The organism is Diaphorobacter sp. HDW4A (assembly GCF_011305995.1).
GTDB lineage: Bacteria > Pseudomonadota > Gammaproteobacteria > Burkholderiales > Burkholderiaceae_C > Diaphorobacter_A.
Map to the genome: position 1 here is coordinate 379,416 of NZ_CP049910.1, position 19,097 is coordinate 398,512.

Consider the following 19,097-nt stretch of genomic DNA (forward strand, 5'->3'; position numbering starts at 1 on the left):
TGAAATGCATTTACTTAATATCAAAAAGGGAAATGAATTGTTTTTTCCCATTGTCCGGAGCATGCGATTCACTCCAGCCCCAGAGGGCTTGGGTCGCCAATATGGAGGGTGGTTCGATCAGGTCAATCAGTTGATCTCTCCGCGTATGCTGCGCGTGACCTTTGCATCGATGCTGTGCCTCGCTGTGTGGGGGCAGGCCGAAGCCCAGACCAAGACGCCGTGCAATGGCACGCTGTATGTCTCCAACGCGGCTGGCAATGACACCAAGACGTTTTTCAACAGTATCGATGTCAGTACCAATCCACCCACTTTGAGCAATTTGGGCGCGACCGGTGGGGCCAATTACAACGCGCTGGGTTACAACCCGGTGGATCAGTATTTCTATGGAATGAAATACGAAGAAAACACTTTGTTCCGCGTCAATCCCGATGGTTCTGTCACAGTTGTTGGTAATGTGAGTGGGTTGCCAACAGGAAACCTCAAGGCATTTACCAGTGGTACTTTTGATACTGCCGGAAATTACTATATCAAGGTGCAGGGCGATACCAAGACGATTTATGTCGTCAATGTGAATACGCGAACCTTCACTTCTATCACCTTGAGCAAGGCCATCGAAGTGTCTGACATGGCCTTCGTCAACGGCGTGCTGTATTCGGTGGGCAACAATGGTCAGCTCTACAAGATCGAGATCAATGGGACGACCGGCACGGTCACCGACATCGGAACCGCATATGCCACCGCCACCGGTGCGCAACTGGGTGCGCAGTTTGGTGCGACCAACGGTCTGTTCGGCACGGCCAACGATGGCTCGGGCTTCTACTACATCGACGTGAACACGGGCGTGCGCACCCGCCTGTCGGCTTCACCTGTTGCGGAATCCAATGACGGAGCCAACTGTCCCGCGCAATCGCTGGACTTCCCGGCCGATCTCGCGATCACCAAGGCCGCAGGCTCTTATGTGGCAGGCAGCCCGCTGGTCTACACCATCGTGGTGAGCAACAATGGGCCGTTCGACGTCACCAACGCTCGCGTGACCGATGCGCTGCCCGCTGGCATCACAAGCGCCCAGTGGACCTGCACGGCAGCGGGCAATGCCTCCTGCGGGGTGGCCGCAGGAACCGGAGGCATTGATGTCGCCACAGCCTATGTGCCATTCAACGGGACGCTTACCTACAAGCTGTCCATGGACGTTCCCGCCGATTACACGGGAAATCTGGTGAATACGGCCACCGTGGCACTTCCCGAGAACACGCCGCTGTTGGTCGATGCCGATCTGACCAACAACACGGCCAGCGTCACCAGCGTGCAAAGCGTCGCCAATCTGGGCATCACCAAGACGGACGGCAACGGCATCTACGTCGCGGGCACGGAGGTGACCTACACCATCATGGCCACGAACGCGGGTCCGGATGCCGTCACGGGTGCCACGGTCAGCGACCTGCTGCCCGCAGGCATCGCGCAGGCGAGCTGGTCCTGCGTGGCCTCGACGGGCTCCACCTGCACGGCCAACGGCACCGGTGCGCTCAACGACAAGGTCAATCTGGCCTCGGGTGCGACGGCGACCTACACTCTCGTCATGACGGTGCCTGTCACCTTCTCCGGCACGTTGGCGAATACGGCTACGGTGCAGGTGCCAGCAGGTGTGATTGACCCCGACATCGCCAACAACACGGCTACGGACGCGGACGCGCAGGCATCGGCCAATCTGAGCATCACCAAGACCGACGGCGCAGCCAGCTACAAGCCCGGCACGGACGTGAGCTACACCATCACCGTCGCCAACAGCGGCCCGGATGCGGCCACGGGCGCCACGGTCAGCGACCTGCTGCCAGCAGGCATTACAAAAGCCAGCTGGACCTGCGTGTCCAACGGTGGCGTTTGCGCGGTCAGCGGTAACGGCGCGCTCAGCGACACGGTCAACCTGCCCGCAGGCGCGACCGCGATCTACACCATGGTCATGTCGGTGCCGACCACATTCTCTGGCACGCTGTTGAACACGGCTACGGTGCACTCGCCCGCAGGCGTGGTCGATCCAGATCCCGCGAACAACACGGCCACGGACTCCGACGCACAGGCATCGGCCGATCTGAGCATTGCCAAGACCGACGGTGCCACCAGCTACAAGCCCGGCACCGATGTGACCTACACCATCACCGCCACGAACGCAGGACCGGATGCGGTGACGGGCGCCACGGTCAGCGATGCCTTGCCTGCTGGCATCACCAAGGCGAGCTGGACCTGCGCGCCCACGGGTGGCGCGACTTGCGCGACCAGTGGAAGCGGTGCGCTCAGCGACAAGGTCAACCTGCCCGCTGGTGCTTCCGCAACCTACTCGCTGGTCATGTCGGTGCCGTCGACGTTCTCCGGCACGCTGGTGAACACGGCCACGGTGCAATCACCCGCTGGTGTGCTCGACCCGGTCCCGGGTAACAACACGGCCACGGACTCCGACGCGCAGAACTCCGCCGATCTGAGTATCACCAAGACCGACGGCGCTACCAGCTACAAGCCCGGAACGGACGTGACCTACACCATCACTGCCACGAACGCTGGCCCCGACGCGGTCACGGATGCCACGGTCAGTGACCTGCTGCCCGCAGGTATCACCAAGGCCAGCTGGACCTGCGCGTCCGCAGGTGGCACTACCTGTGCGGCCAGCGGAAGCGGTGCGCTGAACGACAAGGTCAGTCTGCCTGCTGGTGCGTCTGCGACCTACACGCTGATCATGTCCGTGCCATCGACATTCACCGGCGCACTGGTGAATACGGCCAAGGTGGCGCAGCCTACCGACACCATCGATCCGAACGCCGCCAATAACACGGCCACAGACACTGATGAGCAGCGTGCTGAAGAAGCTGTTGCCGCGACTCCGGTGCCCGTCGGCGGCGGCTGGATTCTGCTGATGCTTTCGGGCCTGGTGGGTCTGGTGGCTACGCGATTCGGAGCGCGCCGTCGCGGCTAAACGTCGGCTGGAACCGTGACGCCATACGGTTCTTCTGCATGCAAGGTGGCACATGACAATCAGTCGTGCGCCACCTTTTTTGTTTGAGCGATGCAGGCGCATCGACCGGCAGTGCAGATCGCTCATGGTCAATCTGCATGACCTTTTTTATCTAACCTCGGGCAATGAGCTTATGCTGATAAATTCACATTTTTTGAATTGAAACGACAATTTCATTGAAACTTCGTGCATGAGACCGACTCTAGACTTCAGTTCATTGACGTCAGGACGGCGAGAACACGGCAGCCATCCTGACAGACCCGCGATTTGACCGTGAGGGATTGAAGTTTCTTTATGCAGGCAGCTTTGCAAAATCAGCCGACGCGGTATTCCGCAGGCGCCAAGGCCTTTCACTGGGTACTGGCGCTGGCGTTAGTCACCCTGTTCGGCGTCGGCCTGTACATGACGGGTCTGCCGTTTTCGCCGCAGCGTCTGAAGCTCTACAACTGGCACAAATGGGCGGGTGTCACGATTCTTGCGTTGTCAGTGCTGCGCCTGCTGTGGCGCTTCACGCATCGCCCGCCACCGCTTCCCGAGAAGGTGCGCGCCACCATGCCGGGCTGGCAGCAGTTTGCCCACCATGCCGTGCACTTTCTGATGTATGCGCTGTTCTTTGCCGTGCCGCTGATCGGCTGGGCCTACAGCTCGGCATCGGGCTTTCAGATCGTGCTGTTCGGCGCGCTGCCGCTGCCCGATTTCGTGGCAGCCGATCCTGAATTCGCCAAGGCCATCAAGCCATGGCATGCCTACAGTGCTTATGCATTGGCGGCGCTGGTGGTGATGCATGTGGCGGCGGTGGTGAAGCACCAGTTTATCGACCGCGACGGTCTGCTCGGCCGCATGCTACCGGGTCGTGCCTGAATCCCGTTTTTTCAGTTTCCGAATGAGGGGCGTTGTTCCGCCTCTTCTCAACCGAATGTTTCCTTGTGAAGGAGAAATGAAATGATGTCGAAGAAGAAGTCGTTTTCTGCATTTGGCGCAGGTGTGATATTGGCAGGGTCCGCGCTGCTGATGGCAGCACCGGCCGCGCAGGCGCAGCAGGCGCTGGTTCCCGCTCAAAGCGAGATCGCGTTCGTGAGCAAGCAGATGGGCGTGCCGGTGGAAGGCAAGTTCAAGAAGTTCGATGCGCAGGTGTCATTTGATCCCGCCAAGCTCGCGACCAGCAAGGTGGCGTTCACCATCGACACCGGCAGTGCCACGCTCGGCGTGAAGGAAACCGATGCCGAACTGCCGAAGTCCGTGTGGTTTAACGTGCCGAAATTTCCGCAGGCTACATTCCAGTCTTCGGCTATCAAGTCGGTGGGCGGGGGCAAGTATGAAGTGGCTGGCAAGCTGAGTATCAAGGGCGCAAGCCAGGATGTGGTGGTGCCGGTCACGCTCACGCAGAGCGGTGCGACGACCACGGCCGCAGGCAGCTTCGCGATCAAGCGTCTGACCTTCAAGATCGGCGAGAACGAATGGGCCGACACCTCGATGGTGGCGGACGACGTGCAGGTGAAATTCAAACTGGCACTGACCGGCGTTCCCAAGATCTGAGCTAGTTCTTCTTTTTTGTTTTTCTCCCCGTTTTGATTTTTCGAATTTTTGACTGGAGTATTTTTGATGCGTAAATTCCTCTTCGCCCTCGCTGCCACTGCTGCTTTCATCGGTTCCGCCGCTCAGGCACAGACCGCCACATATGCGATTGATCCGACGCACACCTTTGCCACCTTTGAGATCGGCCACTTCGGCGCCAGCGTGAACCGCGCTCGCTTCGACAAGAAGGAAGGCTCTGTGCAGCTGGACAAGACCGCCAAGACCGGCAAGGTCGAGCTCACGCTGCACATCGATTCGGTGAACTCGGGCACGGCGCCGTTCAACAAGCACCTGCAGAGCGCGGACATTTTCGACGTCGAGAAATTCCCGACAGCCAAGTTCGTGGGCGACAAGTTCACGTTCGACGGAGATAAGGTGGTTTCGGTGTCCGGCGAAATGACCATCAAGGGCAAGACGCAGCCCGTGACCTTCAAGGCCAACCAATTCGCCTGCTATGAAAGCCCGATGCTCAAGCGCGAAGTCTGCGGTGGCGACTTTGAAACCACCATCGACCGTACAGCGTTTGGCGTGGACTACGGCGTGCAGTACGGCTTCCCGAAGAATGTGCGCATCGTCGCGCAGATTGAAGCCGTGAAGCAGTAAGCGGATCGCGTCCTTGGACGAAAAAAGGCCGACACCGCAAGGTGTCGGCCTTTTTTGCGTGCGCGCTTCAGGCCTTGCGCGAGTGGTGCCGCGCCAGATGCATGCGTTCATCGAGCGACGACAGCACCAGTGCGAACACAATGCCGACGAGCGCGCCGAGGGCTGTGTCGTAAATGCGCGAGACCGCCATGTCGGTGGCGCCCGAGTGGCCGGAGAGGGCTGTCATCAGCAGCGCCATCGGCGTGATCGCGATCTGGCCGAGCGCGTAGTTGTAGCCGATGATGATTTCGGTGACGAACTGGAAGATCGCCACGACCAGCAGGATCTGCCAGAACGAGGGATGAGCCGAGAGAATCACCCACGCGATGAACGCGCCGACGATGGTGCCGAGCGTGCGCTGCCATGCGCGGTGGATGGTGCCGGGCAGGTGCACGCCCTGCAGGATGGCGATCGCACCGATGGAGGCCCAGGCGGGGTGTGACCAGTCCATTGCGTAGGCGATCAGCGATGAGATCGCGGCGCAGATGGCGACCCGGATAGCGAACTGCGGCGCATAGCCGGGCGAGAAGGGGGGCGTTGCCGAAAGGGGGGCTGACATCGCGACCGATGGAGGTGGCGGCAGGCGCACATCGAGATCGCGCAGATGGTCGGTGAGCGCGCAGATGATGGTCGCGATAAGCGCACCGGCTCCGGTGGCGAGCACGCGCTCAGCCCATTCGGCACCTGTGGAAATGGGGCTGATGGCGGCGCTGGCAGCGAACACGAAGATCACCGCGCCGGGTGCGCCAATTTGCGTGCGGTGCGCGACGGCGGCCAGCAGACCCGCCACCACCGAGAGCAGCAGTAGCATGCCCACCGGGGTGATGCCCAGTAGAGCGAACGACGACAGCACGGCTACGGGCGCGGTCAACATGCAACCCGCCGTGAACACCATGCTGCGGCGCTTCGATGGCGAGGCGAATCGGCCAAACAGCGCGGCCATGCCACCGAGTGCGGCAAAGCCCGCCATGTGCGGCCACGGCGAGAGATGCAGCGCGATCGCCGCGATCACGACGGCAATCGTCGCCTGCATGCCGGCGACCGTGGCGTTGCGCACGGACGGAGGTCGATTGAGCGACAGGCTCTCACGCAGCCGCGCAGGAGCCAGCATTTGCACCAGCATCCGGCCGTGCGATGCGACGCTCCGCTCAGGATTGGTCATGGAGTGCGGCGATGCGCTGATCTATCACATCGAAGGCGCTGAGCAGGGTCTCGAGCGTTGCATCATCGAGGCCGACGAGCAACTCGTCCTCAAGCACCACGAGGCGCTTGCGGATGGACTGCACCGTGGTGCGGCCCTTGGGCGTGAGGTTCAGCAGCTTGATGCGGCGGTCGGTCGGATGGGGCTGGCGCTCCACCAACTCCTGGGCGACCAGCATGTCGAGCAGGCGCACGAGACTGGAGCCGTCAATGCCGATGGCGGCGGCGAGTTCGCTTTGCGATATGCCGTCACCGAGGCGAGAGAGGTGAAACAGCGGCGCCCAGACGGCGTCGCTGAGGCCGGCGGCTGCCAGTCGGGTGTCGAGCAAGTGTCTCCATCGGCGCGAAAGCCCCACAAGGCGAAAGCCGACGCGACGCCGTGGGGTGGTGAAATCCTTGTTGTTCATGCCGGCAATTTTATGAAATGATTTGAATTCAAATCATTTCAATAAGAATTGCTTGATGTCTGGATAGGGGTATTCCCGTATCCTCATGTCTCCGCATTTGTCGCGGGAGCCTTGTCAGCCGAACACGTTCGCACGCCCTACGATGCGCCGCGCCGCATCGGCGCTGACCCGGCCGCCCATCGTTCCGAGATGCACGCCCCAGTCGTTGCCGGACTGTCCGACGCGCGTCGCAAAGAACGCATCAATCACCTCGGTGCTGCTGTGCTGCAGCAGTTCAGCGCCTTGAATGGTGCGCGCGACGGCTTCGGTCATCGGGCGTGCAAGGAATTCGTCAGCGAGCGCCGCTTCGATGAGCTGCCCCGCGTTGCCTGCCATGCGGTCGAAGCGCGCGTCCTGGCCTGCGATCCGCTTCCAGTCGGCGAGCAGCGCGTCGCGGGTTTCAGGTGTGCGCTGCATTGCGCGGCGCACGTCCATGCACATCATGTTGGCCGTGCCTTCCCAGACGCTGTTGAGCGGCGCCTCTCGGTACAGGCGCGCCATCGGGTTCTCTTCGATGAAGCCGTTGCCGCCATGGCACTGCAGCGCCTCATAGGCGATGGCGGGCGCGCGCGAGCAGTTGAAGAATTTGGCTGCGGGCGTGGCCACGCGGGCGAGCAGTTTTTCGTGCGCGTTGGTCTCCATGCCATCGGTCGCCTTGGCCACGCGCAGCGCGAGCAGGGTTGCGGCTTCCGTTTCGACGGCCATGTCGGCCAGTACGTTGAGCATCATCGGGCGATCTGCTATCGCACCACCGAAGGCCGTGCGCGTGGTGGTGTGCTGCAGCGCCAGCGTGAGCGCCTGGCGCATCAGCCCGGCCGAGCCCACCGCGAAATCGAGGCGCGTGAGATGCGCGTGCGAGAGAATCTCGCGAATGCCGTGGCCTTCCTCGCCCACGCGGATCGCGAGCGTGCCCGCGTATTCGATCTCGCTCGACGCGTTGGAGCGATTGCCCGCCTTGTCCTTCAAGCGCTGTATGAAGAAGCGGTTGAACGCGCCATCCGGCAGAGTGCGCGGCAGAAAGAAGCAGGTCACACCGCCGTTGACTTTGGCGAGCGTGAAGAAGCCATCGGACTGCGGCACCGAGCAGAACCACTTGTGGCCCGTCAGCTCGTACCAGTGCGCCGTCGCGCCATGGTAGTCGGCCGAATGCGAGAAGCGCGCGGTGGTCTGCGTCTCGCGCAGATCCGAGCCGCCTTGCTTTTCCGTCATCGCATAGCCGATCACCACGGACGGCTTGTCGCCCACTTCGCGGCGGCTGAATTCATACTGCGTGCCCTTGGACTTTTCCGCCCAGATCGCGAGCGCCGGTTCTGCCGAAAAGCCCGCGAACGATGCATAGGCCATGCCGGTGGGGCAGGCCGTTCCGTGCTCGACTTGATTCCACAGATAGGAGAGCACTGCGCGTGCGTAGTGGCCGCCTTGTTCGCTGGTGCGCCAAGTGAGGTTGGGGACCTCATGCTTCCACGCGAGCGACATCAGCTCATGCCAGCTCGGATGAAACTCCACCCAGTCGATGCGGTGACCAAAGCGGTCGTGCGTCTTCAACTCCGGATCATGGCGATTTGCCAGACGCGCAAGCTCCTGCACGCCTGCATCTCCTGCCAGTGCACCGAGCGAGGCGCAGCGCTCCTGCGCCCACGCGGCCTCCCGTGCAATCGCGGCGGTGAGTACAGCATCGTCAGAAAACGCATTGAACCCGCTTGCGGGCTGTGCCTGATTGCGCACCTCGTGCGTGCGGTAGCGATCAGTGGGCGCGATGAGGGATGCGCTGGAAGTGGACTGGTTCATGGTCTTGTCTCCTTGGTGATCGAATGGATGTTGATGGGGTTCAGCGCCCCGGTGTGGCGACGCTCGCACAAGCCAGCGCCGCAATCTGATCGGAGAGGGCTGCGATCTCGATGCGCTGCTCCGCCTCGTTCAACTGCGATGCATTTGCCAGCGGCGAGAGCGGCCCGATCAGCCCCTCCATGAACCCGCCGACGATCACGGTGCAGGCCACGTCGGCACGCACATCACCTCGCATGCTGCGGTCGGCCTGACCCTCAAGAATCACCGCCCGGATCACTTCGCTGATGGCGGCGCGATAGGTCAACCGCTCCTCGTCAATCGCCTTGTCGCAAGGCTCGGCAATCAACGCATACGCCAGTCGCGGGTTGCGCATCGCCCGCAGTACAAAGGTGGTGACCATCGAGTGCAAGCGCTCAGCAGCCGACCCACCGGAAGCCGCGATGTCGGACAACACATCCACCTCCCGCTGCGACACCCGTGACAGGACTTCGGCGAACAACTCCGCCTTGGACGGGAAATACCGGTACACCGTTCCCGTGGCAATTCCTGCAGTAGCAGCCACATTGGCCACTTGTGCCTCCTGCCATCCTCCTTCGCTGACGAGGGCGCGGGCGGCTTGGAGAATACGGGTGCGGTTGTCTTGAAGACGTGCCTCAACGGCGGCGGTTTGACGATAGGCCATGAAAGAATGAATGGTGATTCACAATGGTATGAATGCTAATTCATTCTTTGGAAAAGTACAACCGGACAAAGAGAGCAGGCTCACCCTCTCCCTCATGCAAGGGCTGGTATTCGGTTTCTTGCTTGCTTCTGCTGGGTGGTTGCTTGCGGAGGCCGGGAGTTCCGCCGGCGGCGGAGTAACTTTTTGGTCTTGCCCCAAAAGTCACCAAAAATGCGCTTTCAATACCCGCGGCAGAACTCACTTCGTGCCCTTCGGGCACTCCGTTCGGACAACCGCCGCGAGTCAGTGTTTACCTAAGAGGAATGTTCGGCACGTCGCTTTGCTCGTGCCGAATCATCTCGCGACTTCGCGAGATGTGGGTGCGCTGGTGTTGTGCGGTTTGCTGACGGCAGCGCGATCATTCTCGCGCAAAAAGGAGCAGTGGGCATTTGCTGCCCAACCCAACTGCGAAAGCGTTCAGGCACGAGCGAAGCGACGTGCCGCACACACCTCTTCAAAACCGATTTCCGGCGGTTGTCCGAGCAGAGTGACGAAGGAACGCAGCGAGTTCCGCCGGATGACTTCCAAGCGCGTTTTTGACTACTTTTTGCGCGCAAGCAAAAAGTGATTGCCCCGCCGGGGGCAGTCCCGGCCTCCGTAAGCAACCCCCCAGCAGCCGCCAGCCTCACAAAAGAAAAACGCCGCGAAAAAACGCAGCGTTTTCATAACCCAGAGAACGGGTAACAGGGCTTAACCCGTAAGGGGTGAAAGAAGGGCTCAGCCCTTATGCTTCCCCGCCGCATTGGCCGCAGCCAACGCAGTCATATTCACCACCCGCCGCACGGTAGCGGAAGGCGTGAGCACATCCGCCGCACCACCACCGCCGAGCAGAATCGGCCCAATGGTCGTGCCATGTCCACCTGTCTGCTTGAGCACGTTGAACAGAATGTTCGCCGCGTCGAGGTTCGGGCAGATCAGCACGTTGGCCGAGCCGGAGAGCGTGGTCTCCAGCAGCGTGTTGTGGCGGACCTTCTCGGACAGGGCTGCGTCGCCGTGCATCTCGCCGTCGCACTCGATATGCGGGGCCAGTTTCTGGAACAGGTCGCGGGCCTTGCGCATCTTGAGGGCGGAAGGGCGTGTGGACGAGCCATAGTTGGAGTGCGAGAGGAACGCGACCTTGGGCGGCAGGCCGAAGCGGTGCACTTCCTCGGCCGCCATCAGCGCGATGGAGGCCAGCTCTTCGGCGGTCGGGTCTTCGTTGATGTAGGTGTCGGCGATGAACAGCGTGCCGGTGTCCAGCATCACTGCGTTCACGGTGGCGAGCTGGGTGGCCTGTTCCTTCAGACCCAGCACGTCGCGCACATGGCCGAGATGGGCGTCGAACTTGCCGACCAGACCGCAGAGCATCGCGTCCGCATCACCCAGATGCACCATCAGTGCAGCGATGATGGTGTTGGAGCGGCGCACGGCGGCCTTGGCGGCTTCGGGCGTTACGCCGTCGCGGCCCATGAGCTTGTGGTACGTCTCCCAATACTGGCGGAAGCGCGGATCGTCCTCGGGGTTGCAGATCTCCACGTCCTTGCCGAGCTGCATGCGCAGGCCTGCCTTGGTGATGCGGGCCTGAATGACGGCGGGGCGGCCGATCAGGATCGGCTTGGCCAGACCGTCGTCGATGGCGACCTGTGCGGCGCGCAGCACGCGTTCGTCTTCACCTTCGGCATAGGCGACTCGCTGGACATTCGCCTTGGCGGCGGCGAACACCGGGCGCATGAACATGCTGGTCTGGTAGACAAAACGCGTCAGGCTCTCGCGGTAGGCCTCGATGTCTTCGATGGGGCGGGTGGCGACGCCGGATTCTTGTGCAGCCTTGGCGACCGCCGGGGCGATGCGCAGAATCAGGCGGGTGTCGAACGGCGTGGGGATCAGGTAGTCTGGGCCGAAGCTCAGTTCCTTGCCCTGGTAGGCGGCGGCCACCTCATCGCTCACATCAGCCTTGGCCAGTGCAGCGATCTCGCGCACGCAGGCGAGCTTCATGGCTTCGGTGATCTTGGTGGCACCGCAGTCGAGCGCGCCACGGAAGATATAGGGGAAGCACAGCACGTTGTTCACCTGGTTCGGATAGTCCGAACGGCCGGTGGCGATGATGCAGTCGGGGCGGATGGCCTTGGCCAGCTCGGGGCGGATTTCCGGCTCGGGGTTGGCGAGCGCGAGGATGATCGGCTTGTCGCCCATGGTCTTGACCATGTCGGCGGAGAGCACGCCGGGTGCCGAGCAGCCGAGGAAGACGTCGGCACCGTTGACCACGTCGGCCAGCGTGCGCGCGTCGGTCTTCTGGGCGTAGCGTTGCTTGGATTCGTCGAGGCCACCGGGGCGACCGTCATAGATCACGCCCTTGGAGTCGACCATGTAGACGTTTTCGCGCTTGACGCCGAGGCCGACCATCACGTCCACGCAGGCAATCGCCGCAGCGCCCGCGCCGGAGACGGCGATCTTCACCTTATCAATCTGCTTGCCCACAAGTTCGAGACCGTTGAGCAGGGCGGCGCTGGAGATGATGGCGGTGCCGTGCTGGTCGTCGTGGAACACCGGAATCTGCATGCGCTTGGACAGTTCACGCTCGATGTAGAAGCACTCGGGGGCCTTGATGTCTTCAAGGTTGATGCCGCCGAGCGTGGGCTCGAGCGAGGCGATGATCTCGATGAGCTTGTCCGGATCGCGCTCGGCCAGTTCGATGTCGAACACGTCCACGCCCGCGAACTTTTTGAACAAACAACCTTTGCCTTCCATGACCGGCTTGCTGGCCAGCGGGCCGATGTCGCCCAGACCCAGCACGGCCGTACCGTTGGTGATCACGCCCACCAGGTTGCCGCGCGAGGTGTATTCTGAAGCCAGCGACGGATCGGCTTCGATGTCCAGACACGGATAGGCCACGCCGGGCGAGTACGCCAGCGACAGGTCGCGCTGGTTGGACAGCGGCTTGGTCGGCGTGACGGAAATCTTGCCCTTGGAAGGGTTGCGGTGGTATTCGAGGGCGGCTTCGCGCAATGCAGCTTCTGCTGCAGACAAGTTCTGGGTCATACGTTACTTACTACTGAACAAAGGGGAAAGTCTGGCAGAGCTTACTCCAGCCTGACCAGCCTTTCGCGCTAGGCTGAACCCTAGCGTGGTTGCAACAAAAGAATACAAAAAGCCCCGGCGCCATGCAGCGCAAGGGCTTGGTGTCAGGTCCCTTGGGTAAAGGGTTCAGACATGCGGGCTGGTACTGGTTTGTGGTTCAGTGCGCATCGGCCTGTGCCGCAGCTCGCACAGCAGCCGAGGTGTCGGCGCTGGTGCCATTGAAGAAGATGTTCAATAGTACCGCAGAGAGCGACGCCAGCAGAATTCCCGATTCGATGAGTGGGTGGATGGCGTGCGGCATCCATTGGCGGAAATTGGGCGCGACCAGCGGGATCATGCCCACACCGATGGAGACGGCCACGATCATCGCGTTGTTGCGGTTCTTCTGGAAGTCGACATTACTCAGGATGCGGATGCCGGTGGCGGCCACCATGCCGAACATGACGAGGCCCGCGCCGCCGAGCACCACAGTCGGCAGCGATTCGATCAGCGCGGCCATCTTGGGCAGGATGCCCAGAATGATCAGGATGACGCCGCCCGCCACGCAGACCCAGCGGCTTTTGACGCCAGTGACAGCGACAAGGCCCACGTTCTGCGAGAAGCTGGTGTAGGGAAAGGTGTTGAAGATGCCGCCCAGCAGGGTGCCAAGGCCGTCGGTGCGCAGGCCGCGCGTGAGGTCGTCCTGCGAGACTTCCTTGCCCGTCATGTCGGACAACGCGAGGAACATGCCCACGGATTCGATCATCACCACCACCATCACCAGTGACATGGTGAGGATCAGGATCGGGTCGAACACCGGCGTGGCGATCTCGAACGGCAGCACGAGGTCGAACCACTCGGCCTTGGCGACCTTGTTGAAGTCCATCAGGCCCATGGCGGCGGTGATGATGCCGCCCACCACGATGCCCGCGAGCACCGAGACGTTGGCCAGAAAGCCCTTGCCAAAGCGTGCGATCAGCAGGATGGTGACCAGTACCGCGCCGGAGATGCCGACACCGGCCAGATCCGCATACTTGGGATTCGGAATGGTCGGAACCACCGCAAATCCCTTGGGGATGGGGGGCAGCGAGGAGCCGGGCGCTCCGGCATTGGCCTGCGCATCGGCCAGCCATTTCAGATGCTCGGGGTTGGGCACGGAGGGCGCGGTCGGGCCTACGGGATTGCCGAAGATCCAGTTGATGCCCACGCGCATGAGGCTGATGCCGATCACCGCGATGATGGTGCCGGTGACCACAGGCGGGAAGAAGCGCAGCATGCGGCTGATGAGCGGCGCGATCAACAGCGAGATGATGCCTGCGCCGATTACCGAGCCGAAGATCAGCCCGGCTCCGGCCTGACCTCCGGTGGACTGCGCCATCGAGATCATCGGTGCGACGGACGCGAAGGTCACGCCCATCATCACGGGCAGCTTGATGCCGAACCACTGGGTGGCGCCCATGGCCTGGATCAGCGTGACCAGACCACAGACGAACAGGTCGGCCGAGATCAGATGCGCGACCTGCTCGGGCGCCAGGTTCAGCGCGCGGCCCACGATCAGCGGGACGGCGACAGCTCCTGCATACATGACCAGCACATGCTGGAGACCCAGCGTGGTGACCTTGCCAAGTGGGAGTTTTTCATCGACAGGATGGACGGAAGATGACATGGGGCTACTACCTCTGTGCTTTACACAATGCTTGAGTGCGCTTGCATGCAAGGTTCAAGCCAGCATGCTGCGAAGAACTTTGCGCACAATAATTCATACAAAAAGTGTATACAAAACAAGTGGGCGCGCATCCCCCGGGAAACCCTAGCGCACCCCACGCCGGTGCCTGGGCCGCGCTTTAAGCAGGTGCGCCCCGCCGTGGTGCGCGACAAATCGCGTGTGCAAGCGGCTACGACGCAGTTGCGCTGGCATTTTCTCGGCGCTTGGAGGAACGGGGCAGGCAGGGCTTTGGCCCTTCACCGGGGCTGGTGCGACCCGGTTTCAGGCCGCTTCAGCTGAAAGGAGGAAACCAGATAGTGGAAAGCAATTGCACGATCTGGATGCGCGAGAGCGAGGTTGCGACCTCATTTCTGCTTCATCAGATGCACCCCCAGCGCGTGGTACGCGGGCAGCGAGATGGGATCGTTGGCTGCATTGCCCGCGACGGGATGCGAGGCAAAACGCGCAACCACCATCTCCGCCTTCGGGTCGATCCAGATCGTCTGGCCATGCACGCCGCGTGCGGCAAATGCACCGTGCGGGTTGTGCGAGACCCACCACATGTCGCGGTAGGTCCAGCCCGGCAGCAGCTTGTAGCCAGCCTTCGCGAAGTCGGCCGGATTGCCGCCGCGCCGGATGTCTTCCACCGCCTTCTTGGGCACGATCTGCTGACCATTGAAGACCCCATCGTTACGCAGCATTTCGCCGAACCGGGCGAGGTCGCGCAACCCCGTGTTCAGGCCGCCACCTGCAAACGGCGTGCCGGTCGAATCGACCGACATATAGGCATCCTGCTCGGCGCCAAGGCGGCTCCAGATGCGCTCGGACAGCAACTCGGCCACGCTCTTGCCGCTCACGCGGGCCAGGATCCAGCCGAGCGCATCGGTGTTGGCTGTGCGGTAGCCGAATGCTTCGCCGTGTGCGCCTTGCGGCTTCACCGTCTGCAGAAAATCGTAATAGCTGCGCGGGCCGCTATAGTCCTTGGGCTTGGGCAGCGGATTGCCGGCGGCGGCATGTGCCCAGACTTCGGCGTGGGGGTCTGCATAGTCCTCGCTGAAGCGGATGCCGGTGGTCATGTCCATCACTTGGCGAACGGTGGCGCTGCCGAATGCCGAGGACGCGAGTTCGGGCACGTAGTCGGACACGCGGCGCGACGGATCGAGCTGGCCTTCGGCGCTGAGCATGGCGGCGAGTGTGCCGACAAACGATTTGGTCACCGACATCGCACCATGCTGACCGTCCGCACGCAGCACGCCGAAGTAGCGCTCATAGACTACGCGGCCCTTGTGCAGCACCATGATGCCGTCGGTGTAGTTGGCCTTGAGCGATTCTTTCCAGGTCATCGATTTGTCGGTGCCGAGGGGCTGGAAGACCAGGTCGTCGATGTCGTCCCGCAGTGCTTGGGGCAGCGCTGTGGCGGGCCCCAAGCCGCGCGAAACGTTCACCGTCGGCATGAGCTGACGGAAGTGCGACACGCTCCAGCGCATGGCCGGAAACTGGAAGTAGGAACCATCCTCGAACCGCAAAATGCGATCAGCGGGAGGTGGCGAGCCCACCATCCAGCCCAGCCTCGCGGGATCGCTGGCGTCGGCATCGGGATAGGTGGGCGATGTGGCTGCAGGCCCGGCGGCGTGCGCGAAGGTGGAGGACAGTGCGACGGCAGCAGCGACCGTGCGACGCAATGCTTTGTGGCGAAACGACATGGCGATGACTCCCTCGAGTGAATGAGCCCGGTGGCAGGCAATGCGCCATGCTGCCACAGTGCCGCGTCGTGAGTTGCGCCAGTGGGGAATCAGCGTGCCGGTTGCAGCGCGCCTTGGTCAGGTGTGCTTTTCGATGACTGGGCCAGCCATTGGCTCACGCCGGTCAGCACCAGTCCGACCACGGTTAGTGCGCCCGCCGCCCAGCTCAGCGACAGCAGGCCGAGGCCGCCGGCGATGACCGCCCCGCCGACCCAGGCGCCCAGGGCATTGCCCAGATTGAAGGCCGAGATGTTCAGGCTGGACGCGAGGTTCGAGCCCGCCGACCCGGCTGATTGCAGCACCTGCATCTGCATCGGAGCCACCGTCATGAACGCGGCGATGCCAAGCAGCAGCACATAGCCCATGGCGACCCAAGGGCTGCCGAAGGTCCAGCGACCGGCGATCAGCGCGACGAGCAGCGCAGCCAGCGTGATGAACAGCGCGCGCATCACCCCGCGGTCGGCCAGCTTGCCGCCGTAGTAGTTGCCGATGGCCAGACCCGCACCGAATACCAGCAGCGTGATCGCGACGAGCTGGTTGCCCATGTGGGTGATCTGCGTGAGCAGCGGCTCGATGTAGGTGTAGAGCGCGAACACGCCCGCAAAGCCGAATACGGTGATGCCCAGCCCGAGCCAGACCTGCGCATTGCCGAGCACTGCCAGCTCTTGCTTGAGCGAGGAGGGGGCGGGGGCCGCCACGTCGCGCGGCACGAAGATCGACAGGATGAGGAAGGCGATCACGCCCACGCCCGCCACGGCCGCAAACGCCATGCGCCAGCCGAAGTGCTGGCCGATCCACGCGCCCGCAGGCACGCCGAGCAGGGTGGCGAGCGTCAGGCCCGAGAACATCAGCGCGATGGCCGATGCCTTCTTTTCGGGCGCGACGAGACCAGTCGCCACGACCGCGCCCACGCCGAAGAAGGTACCGTGCGTGAGCGAGGTGAGCACCCGCGCGGCCATCAGCCAGCCGTAGGTGGGGGCGAACACCGCTGCGGCATTGCCCGCGATGAAGATCAGCATCAGCGCGAGCAGCAATTGCTTGCGCGGCCAGGTGCGGGTGCCGAGGGTGAGCAGCGGCGCGCCGATGGCCACGCCGATGGCGTAGCCCGAGATCAACGTGCCGGCCGTGGGGATGGAGATCTGCAGGTCCTGGCTCACTTGCGTGAGCAGACCCATGATGATGAATTCGGTAGTGCCGATGCCAAAGGCACCAGCGGCCAGAGCCAACAGGGAGGCGGGCATGATGAAAGGGTTCCTTGTGGGAGGTGCGTTTGCGTGGAGATGCGAATCTCGCGTGATGGCGAGACCCGATGGTTGTACTTTGCACGTCGCGCACAGTTTTGTGTAGCCGGAACATGGGAACAGGACTTGTGCCATCATGGAATGAATCAACCGCTTTTCATCCACGAACCATGGCCACCAGAAACGCATCGCCCGCGCCCAAGTCCGGTCAGCTCGGCACCGAGATCAACCGCTCCGGCGAACTGGAGGTGTTTGTGCGGGTGGCGGAACTCGGCAGTTTTTCTGAGGCTGCGCGCAGAAGCGATGTGTCGCCGTCGGCCATCAGCAAGATCGTCGCGCGGCTCGAGGCGCGGCTCGGCGTGCAGTTGCTGCAGCGCTCCACTCGGCATCTGCAGCTCACGCCCGAGGGCCGCAAGCTCGCCGACAACGGCAAGCGCGTGCTGGCCGATCTGAGCGAGCTGGAAACCTCGGTCACTGCTCGCAGCATTCCGTCGGGCGTGGTGCGCATCAACGCGAGCACCGCCACCGGCCAGCGCCTGCTGATTCCGCTGGTGCCGCTGCTCATGCAGACCTATCCGGAACTGCGCATCGACCTGAGCTTCACCGATTACGTGGTCGATCTCATCGAGGCTCGCGCCGACATCGCGATCCGCTGGGGCAGCCTGCCCTCATCCGACAACGTGGCGCGACTGCTGGGCCGCACGCGACAACTGATCGTGGGCTCGCCGGAGTATCTGGATCGCATCGGCAGGCCGCGCCATCCGGATGATCTCGAACGCTTTGTGCGCATCGGCTGGAACTATCCGCGCGCCGTGCCGCACTGGCCGCTGTGCGACAAGAAGCGCAAGGGCCACGAGCGCATCCATGTGAGCATGGGCGAGGTGCTGCGGGTGAACGATGGCGAGGCGATGCGCAATCTCGCGCTGCACGGCGCGGGGCTCGCGCGGCTGTCGCTCTACCACGCGTGGGACGATCTGCAGGCTGGGCGGCTCGAAGCCGTGCTTGAAGACTACAACGCGGGCGACCTCGAACCCATTCACGCGCTCTACGTCGGCAAGCCCGGCCACCTGCCGCTGCGCACGCGCGCGGTGCTGGATTTTCTCAAAGAACATGTGGACCTGCGGCATGCGGAGAAGGTGCCGAAGGAGTTTCTCAAACGTGCCAAAAGTTAGTTATGGATGCCAGTGGCTGCGTTGCACGATGGTTTCCTGATCGGCATAACGTGCTGCCGCCAGCGTCTGTGACAGGCGATTGGCCGCTTCGACGATGGCATCGGCATGGCGCAGCAGCTCGGCGTTGGCGTCGTCGCTCGCGGGCACGGCCAGGCTCAACGCGCCAATGACCGCACCGCGCGCGGCGAACACCGGCGCGGCGATGCTCGCGGCCAGCGCATTGGCCTCGCCCACGGTGGCGTGGTAGCGGCGCTGGCGGATGGTCTCCATGAGATCGCCGAGGTGTCCGGTGAACGCCAGAATCACTTGACCGGCCGCACCGCGATCCAGTGGCAGCGGCTCGCCTACGCGCGTGGGGCTCACGAATCCATCGGCACCGCGCACACGCAGCAGCCGCACACGTCTGCCATGTTCGAGCGCGAAGAAGGAGGCGCTGTGTCCCGTAGCCTGCGCGAGTGCATGCAGCGTTGGTTCGATCACATTGCGCAGATCAAAGGCTCGCTGGTAGCGCGCGCCGAGCAACGCCACCGCAGGCCCGAGCCGCCACACGCCACCGGGCAGCGCCACCAGATAGCCCGCGACCGAGAGTGTGCGCGCCAGCCGCAGCGCGGTGGGCTTGGCGAGCTGCGTGCGCTGCGCGAGCTGGGCGAGCGTGAGCTGCGCATCGTGCTCGCCAAACGCATCGAGCAAGCTCAATGCGCGCAGCACGGCGGTGACCGTGGTGCCCGTGACCGTGACCGTGGGGGCGTCGGCATCGATGTCGGAATCAGGCATGCAAGTTCTCACTGAGCCCAAACACCGTGCGGGGCTGGATCGTCATCGCTCTTT

General features: G+C 62.8%; 15 protein-coding genes. 6 read left to right on the forward strand and 9 right to left on the reverse strand.

What is annotated here, in order from left to right; all coding sequences use genetic code 11:
* The first annotated feature begins 61 nt into the window (after positions 1 to 61).
* From G7047_RS01740 to G7047_RS01755, 4 genes are all read left to right on the forward strand, one after another.
* A complete protein-coding gene (locus tag G7047_RS01740; protein WP_166300148.1) occupies positions 62 to 2,962 on the forward strand; it encodes a DUF11 domain-containing protein in 2,901 nt (966 codons plus the stop codon).
* A gap of 333 nt (positions 2,963 to 3,295) precedes the next feature.
* Positions 3,296 to 3,862, forward strand: a complete 567-nt coding sequence (locus G7047_RS01745) for a cytochrome b (protein ID WP_166300150.1) — start codon at positions 3,296 to 3,298, stop codon at positions 3,860 to 3,862.
* Positions 3,863 to 3,943: 81 nt separating this feature from the next.
* Positions 3,944 to 4,537: a YceI family protein gene (locus G7047_RS01750; protein WP_166300152.1), complete on the forward strand. Its 594-nt coding sequence runs from the start codon at positions 3,944 to 3,946 to the stop codon at positions 4,535 to 4,537.
* A gap of 66 nt (positions 4,538 to 4,603) precedes the next feature.
* Entirely contained in the window at positions 4,604 to 5,179 is a 576-nt protein-coding gene (locus G7047_RS01755; protein ID WP_166300154.1) for a YceI family protein, read from the forward strand.
* Positions 5,180 to 5,246: 67 nt separating this feature from the next.
* Here the strand turns inward: G7047_RS01755 and G7047_RS01760 are convergent, their stop codons facing one another.
* From G7047_RS01760 to G7047_RS01775, 4 genes are all read right to left on the reverse strand, one after another.
* The gene (locus tag G7047_RS01760) at positions 5,247 to 6,380 is read right to left on the reverse strand and encodes an FUSC family protein (protein ID WP_166300156.1); all 1,134 of its coding nucleotides are present in this window, start codon (positions 6,378 to 6,380) and stop codon (positions 5,247 to 5,249) included.
* Positions 6,367 to 6,825 carry a MarR family winged helix-turn-helix transcriptional regulator gene (locus tag G7047_RS01765; RefSeq protein ID WP_166300158.1) on the reverse strand — a complete coding sequence of 153 codons (459 nt, stop codon included), beginning with the start codon at positions 6,823 to 6,825 and terminating at the stop codon, positions 6,367 to 6,369. Before G7047_RS01765 ends, G7047_RS01760 begins: the two co-directional genes overlap by 14 nt.
* Positions 6,826 to 6,939: 114 nt before the next feature.
* Complete coding sequence (locus G7047_RS01770; protein WP_166300160.1) at positions 6,940 to 8,652, reverse strand: acyl-CoA dehydrogenase family protein; 1,713 nt, start codon at positions 8,650 to 8,652, stop codon at positions 6,940 to 6,942.
* Between the two features lie 40 nt (positions 8,653 to 8,692).
* Positions 8,693 to 9,334, reverse strand: a complete 642-nt coding sequence (locus G7047_RS01775; protein ID WP_166300162.1) for a TetR/AcrR family transcriptional regulator — start codon at positions 9,332 to 9,334, stop codon at positions 8,693 to 8,695.
* A 10-nt stretch (positions 9,335 to 9,344) separates the two neighbouring features.
* Here G7047_RS01775 and G7047_RS01780 point away from each other — a divergent pair, with 10 nt between their 5' ends.
* Entirely contained in the window at positions 9,345 to 9,941 is a 597-nt protein-coding gene (locus tag G7047_RS01780; RefSeq protein WP_166300164.1) for a hypothetical protein, read from the forward strand.
* A gap of 149 nt (positions 9,942 to 10,090) precedes the next feature.
* Here the strand turns inward: G7047_RS01780 and G7047_RS01785 are convergent, their stop codons facing one another.
* The 4 genes from G7047_RS01785 to G7047_RS01800 form a co-directional block, all read right to left on the reverse strand.
* Complete coding sequence (locus G7047_RS01785; RefSeq protein WP_166300166.1) at positions 10,091 to 12,391, reverse strand: NADP-dependent malic enzyme; 2,301 nt, start codon at positions 12,389 to 12,391, stop codon at positions 10,091 to 10,093.
* 196 nt (positions 12,392 to 12,587) lie between these two features.
* Positions 12,588 to 14,075 (reverse strand): nucleobase:cation symporter-2 family protein, encoded by a 1,488-nt coding sequence (locus tag G7047_RS01790; RefSeq protein WP_166300168.1) that lies wholly within the window; start codon positions 14,073 to 14,075, stop codon positions 12,588 to 12,590.
* A 404-nt stretch (positions 14,076 to 14,479) separates the two neighbouring features.
* The gene (locus tag G7047_RS01795) at positions 14,480 to 15,817 is read right to left on the reverse strand and encodes a serine hydrolase (protein WP_166300170.1); all 1,338 of its coding nucleotides are present in this window, start codon (positions 15,815 to 15,817) and stop codon (positions 14,480 to 14,482) included.
* Positions 15,818 to 15,906: 89 nt separating this feature from the next.
* Positions 15,907 to 17,097, reverse strand: a complete 1,191-nt coding sequence (locus G7047_RS01800) for an MFS transporter (RefSeq protein WP_166300172.1) — start codon at positions 17,095 to 17,097, stop codon at positions 15,907 to 15,909.
* A 170-nt stretch (positions 17,098 to 17,267) separates the two neighbouring features.
* Between G7047_RS01800 and G7047_RS01805 the strand changes: the two genes are divergently transcribed.
* Positions 17,268 to 18,269 (forward strand): LysR family transcriptional regulator, encoded by a 1,002-nt coding sequence (locus G7047_RS01805; RefSeq protein WP_166300174.1) that lies wholly within the window; start codon positions 17,268 to 17,270, stop codon positions 18,267 to 18,269.
* On the opposite strand, the gene G7047_RS01810 is transcribed toward G7047_RS01805, so the two are convergent.
* Complete coding sequence (locus G7047_RS01810) at positions 18,270 to 19,043, reverse strand: IclR family transcriptional regulator (protein ID WP_166300176.1); 774 nt, start codon at positions 19,041 to 19,043, stop codon at positions 18,270 to 18,272. It lies immediately after the preceding gene.
* Positions 19,044 to 19,097: the final 54 nt, after the last annotated feature.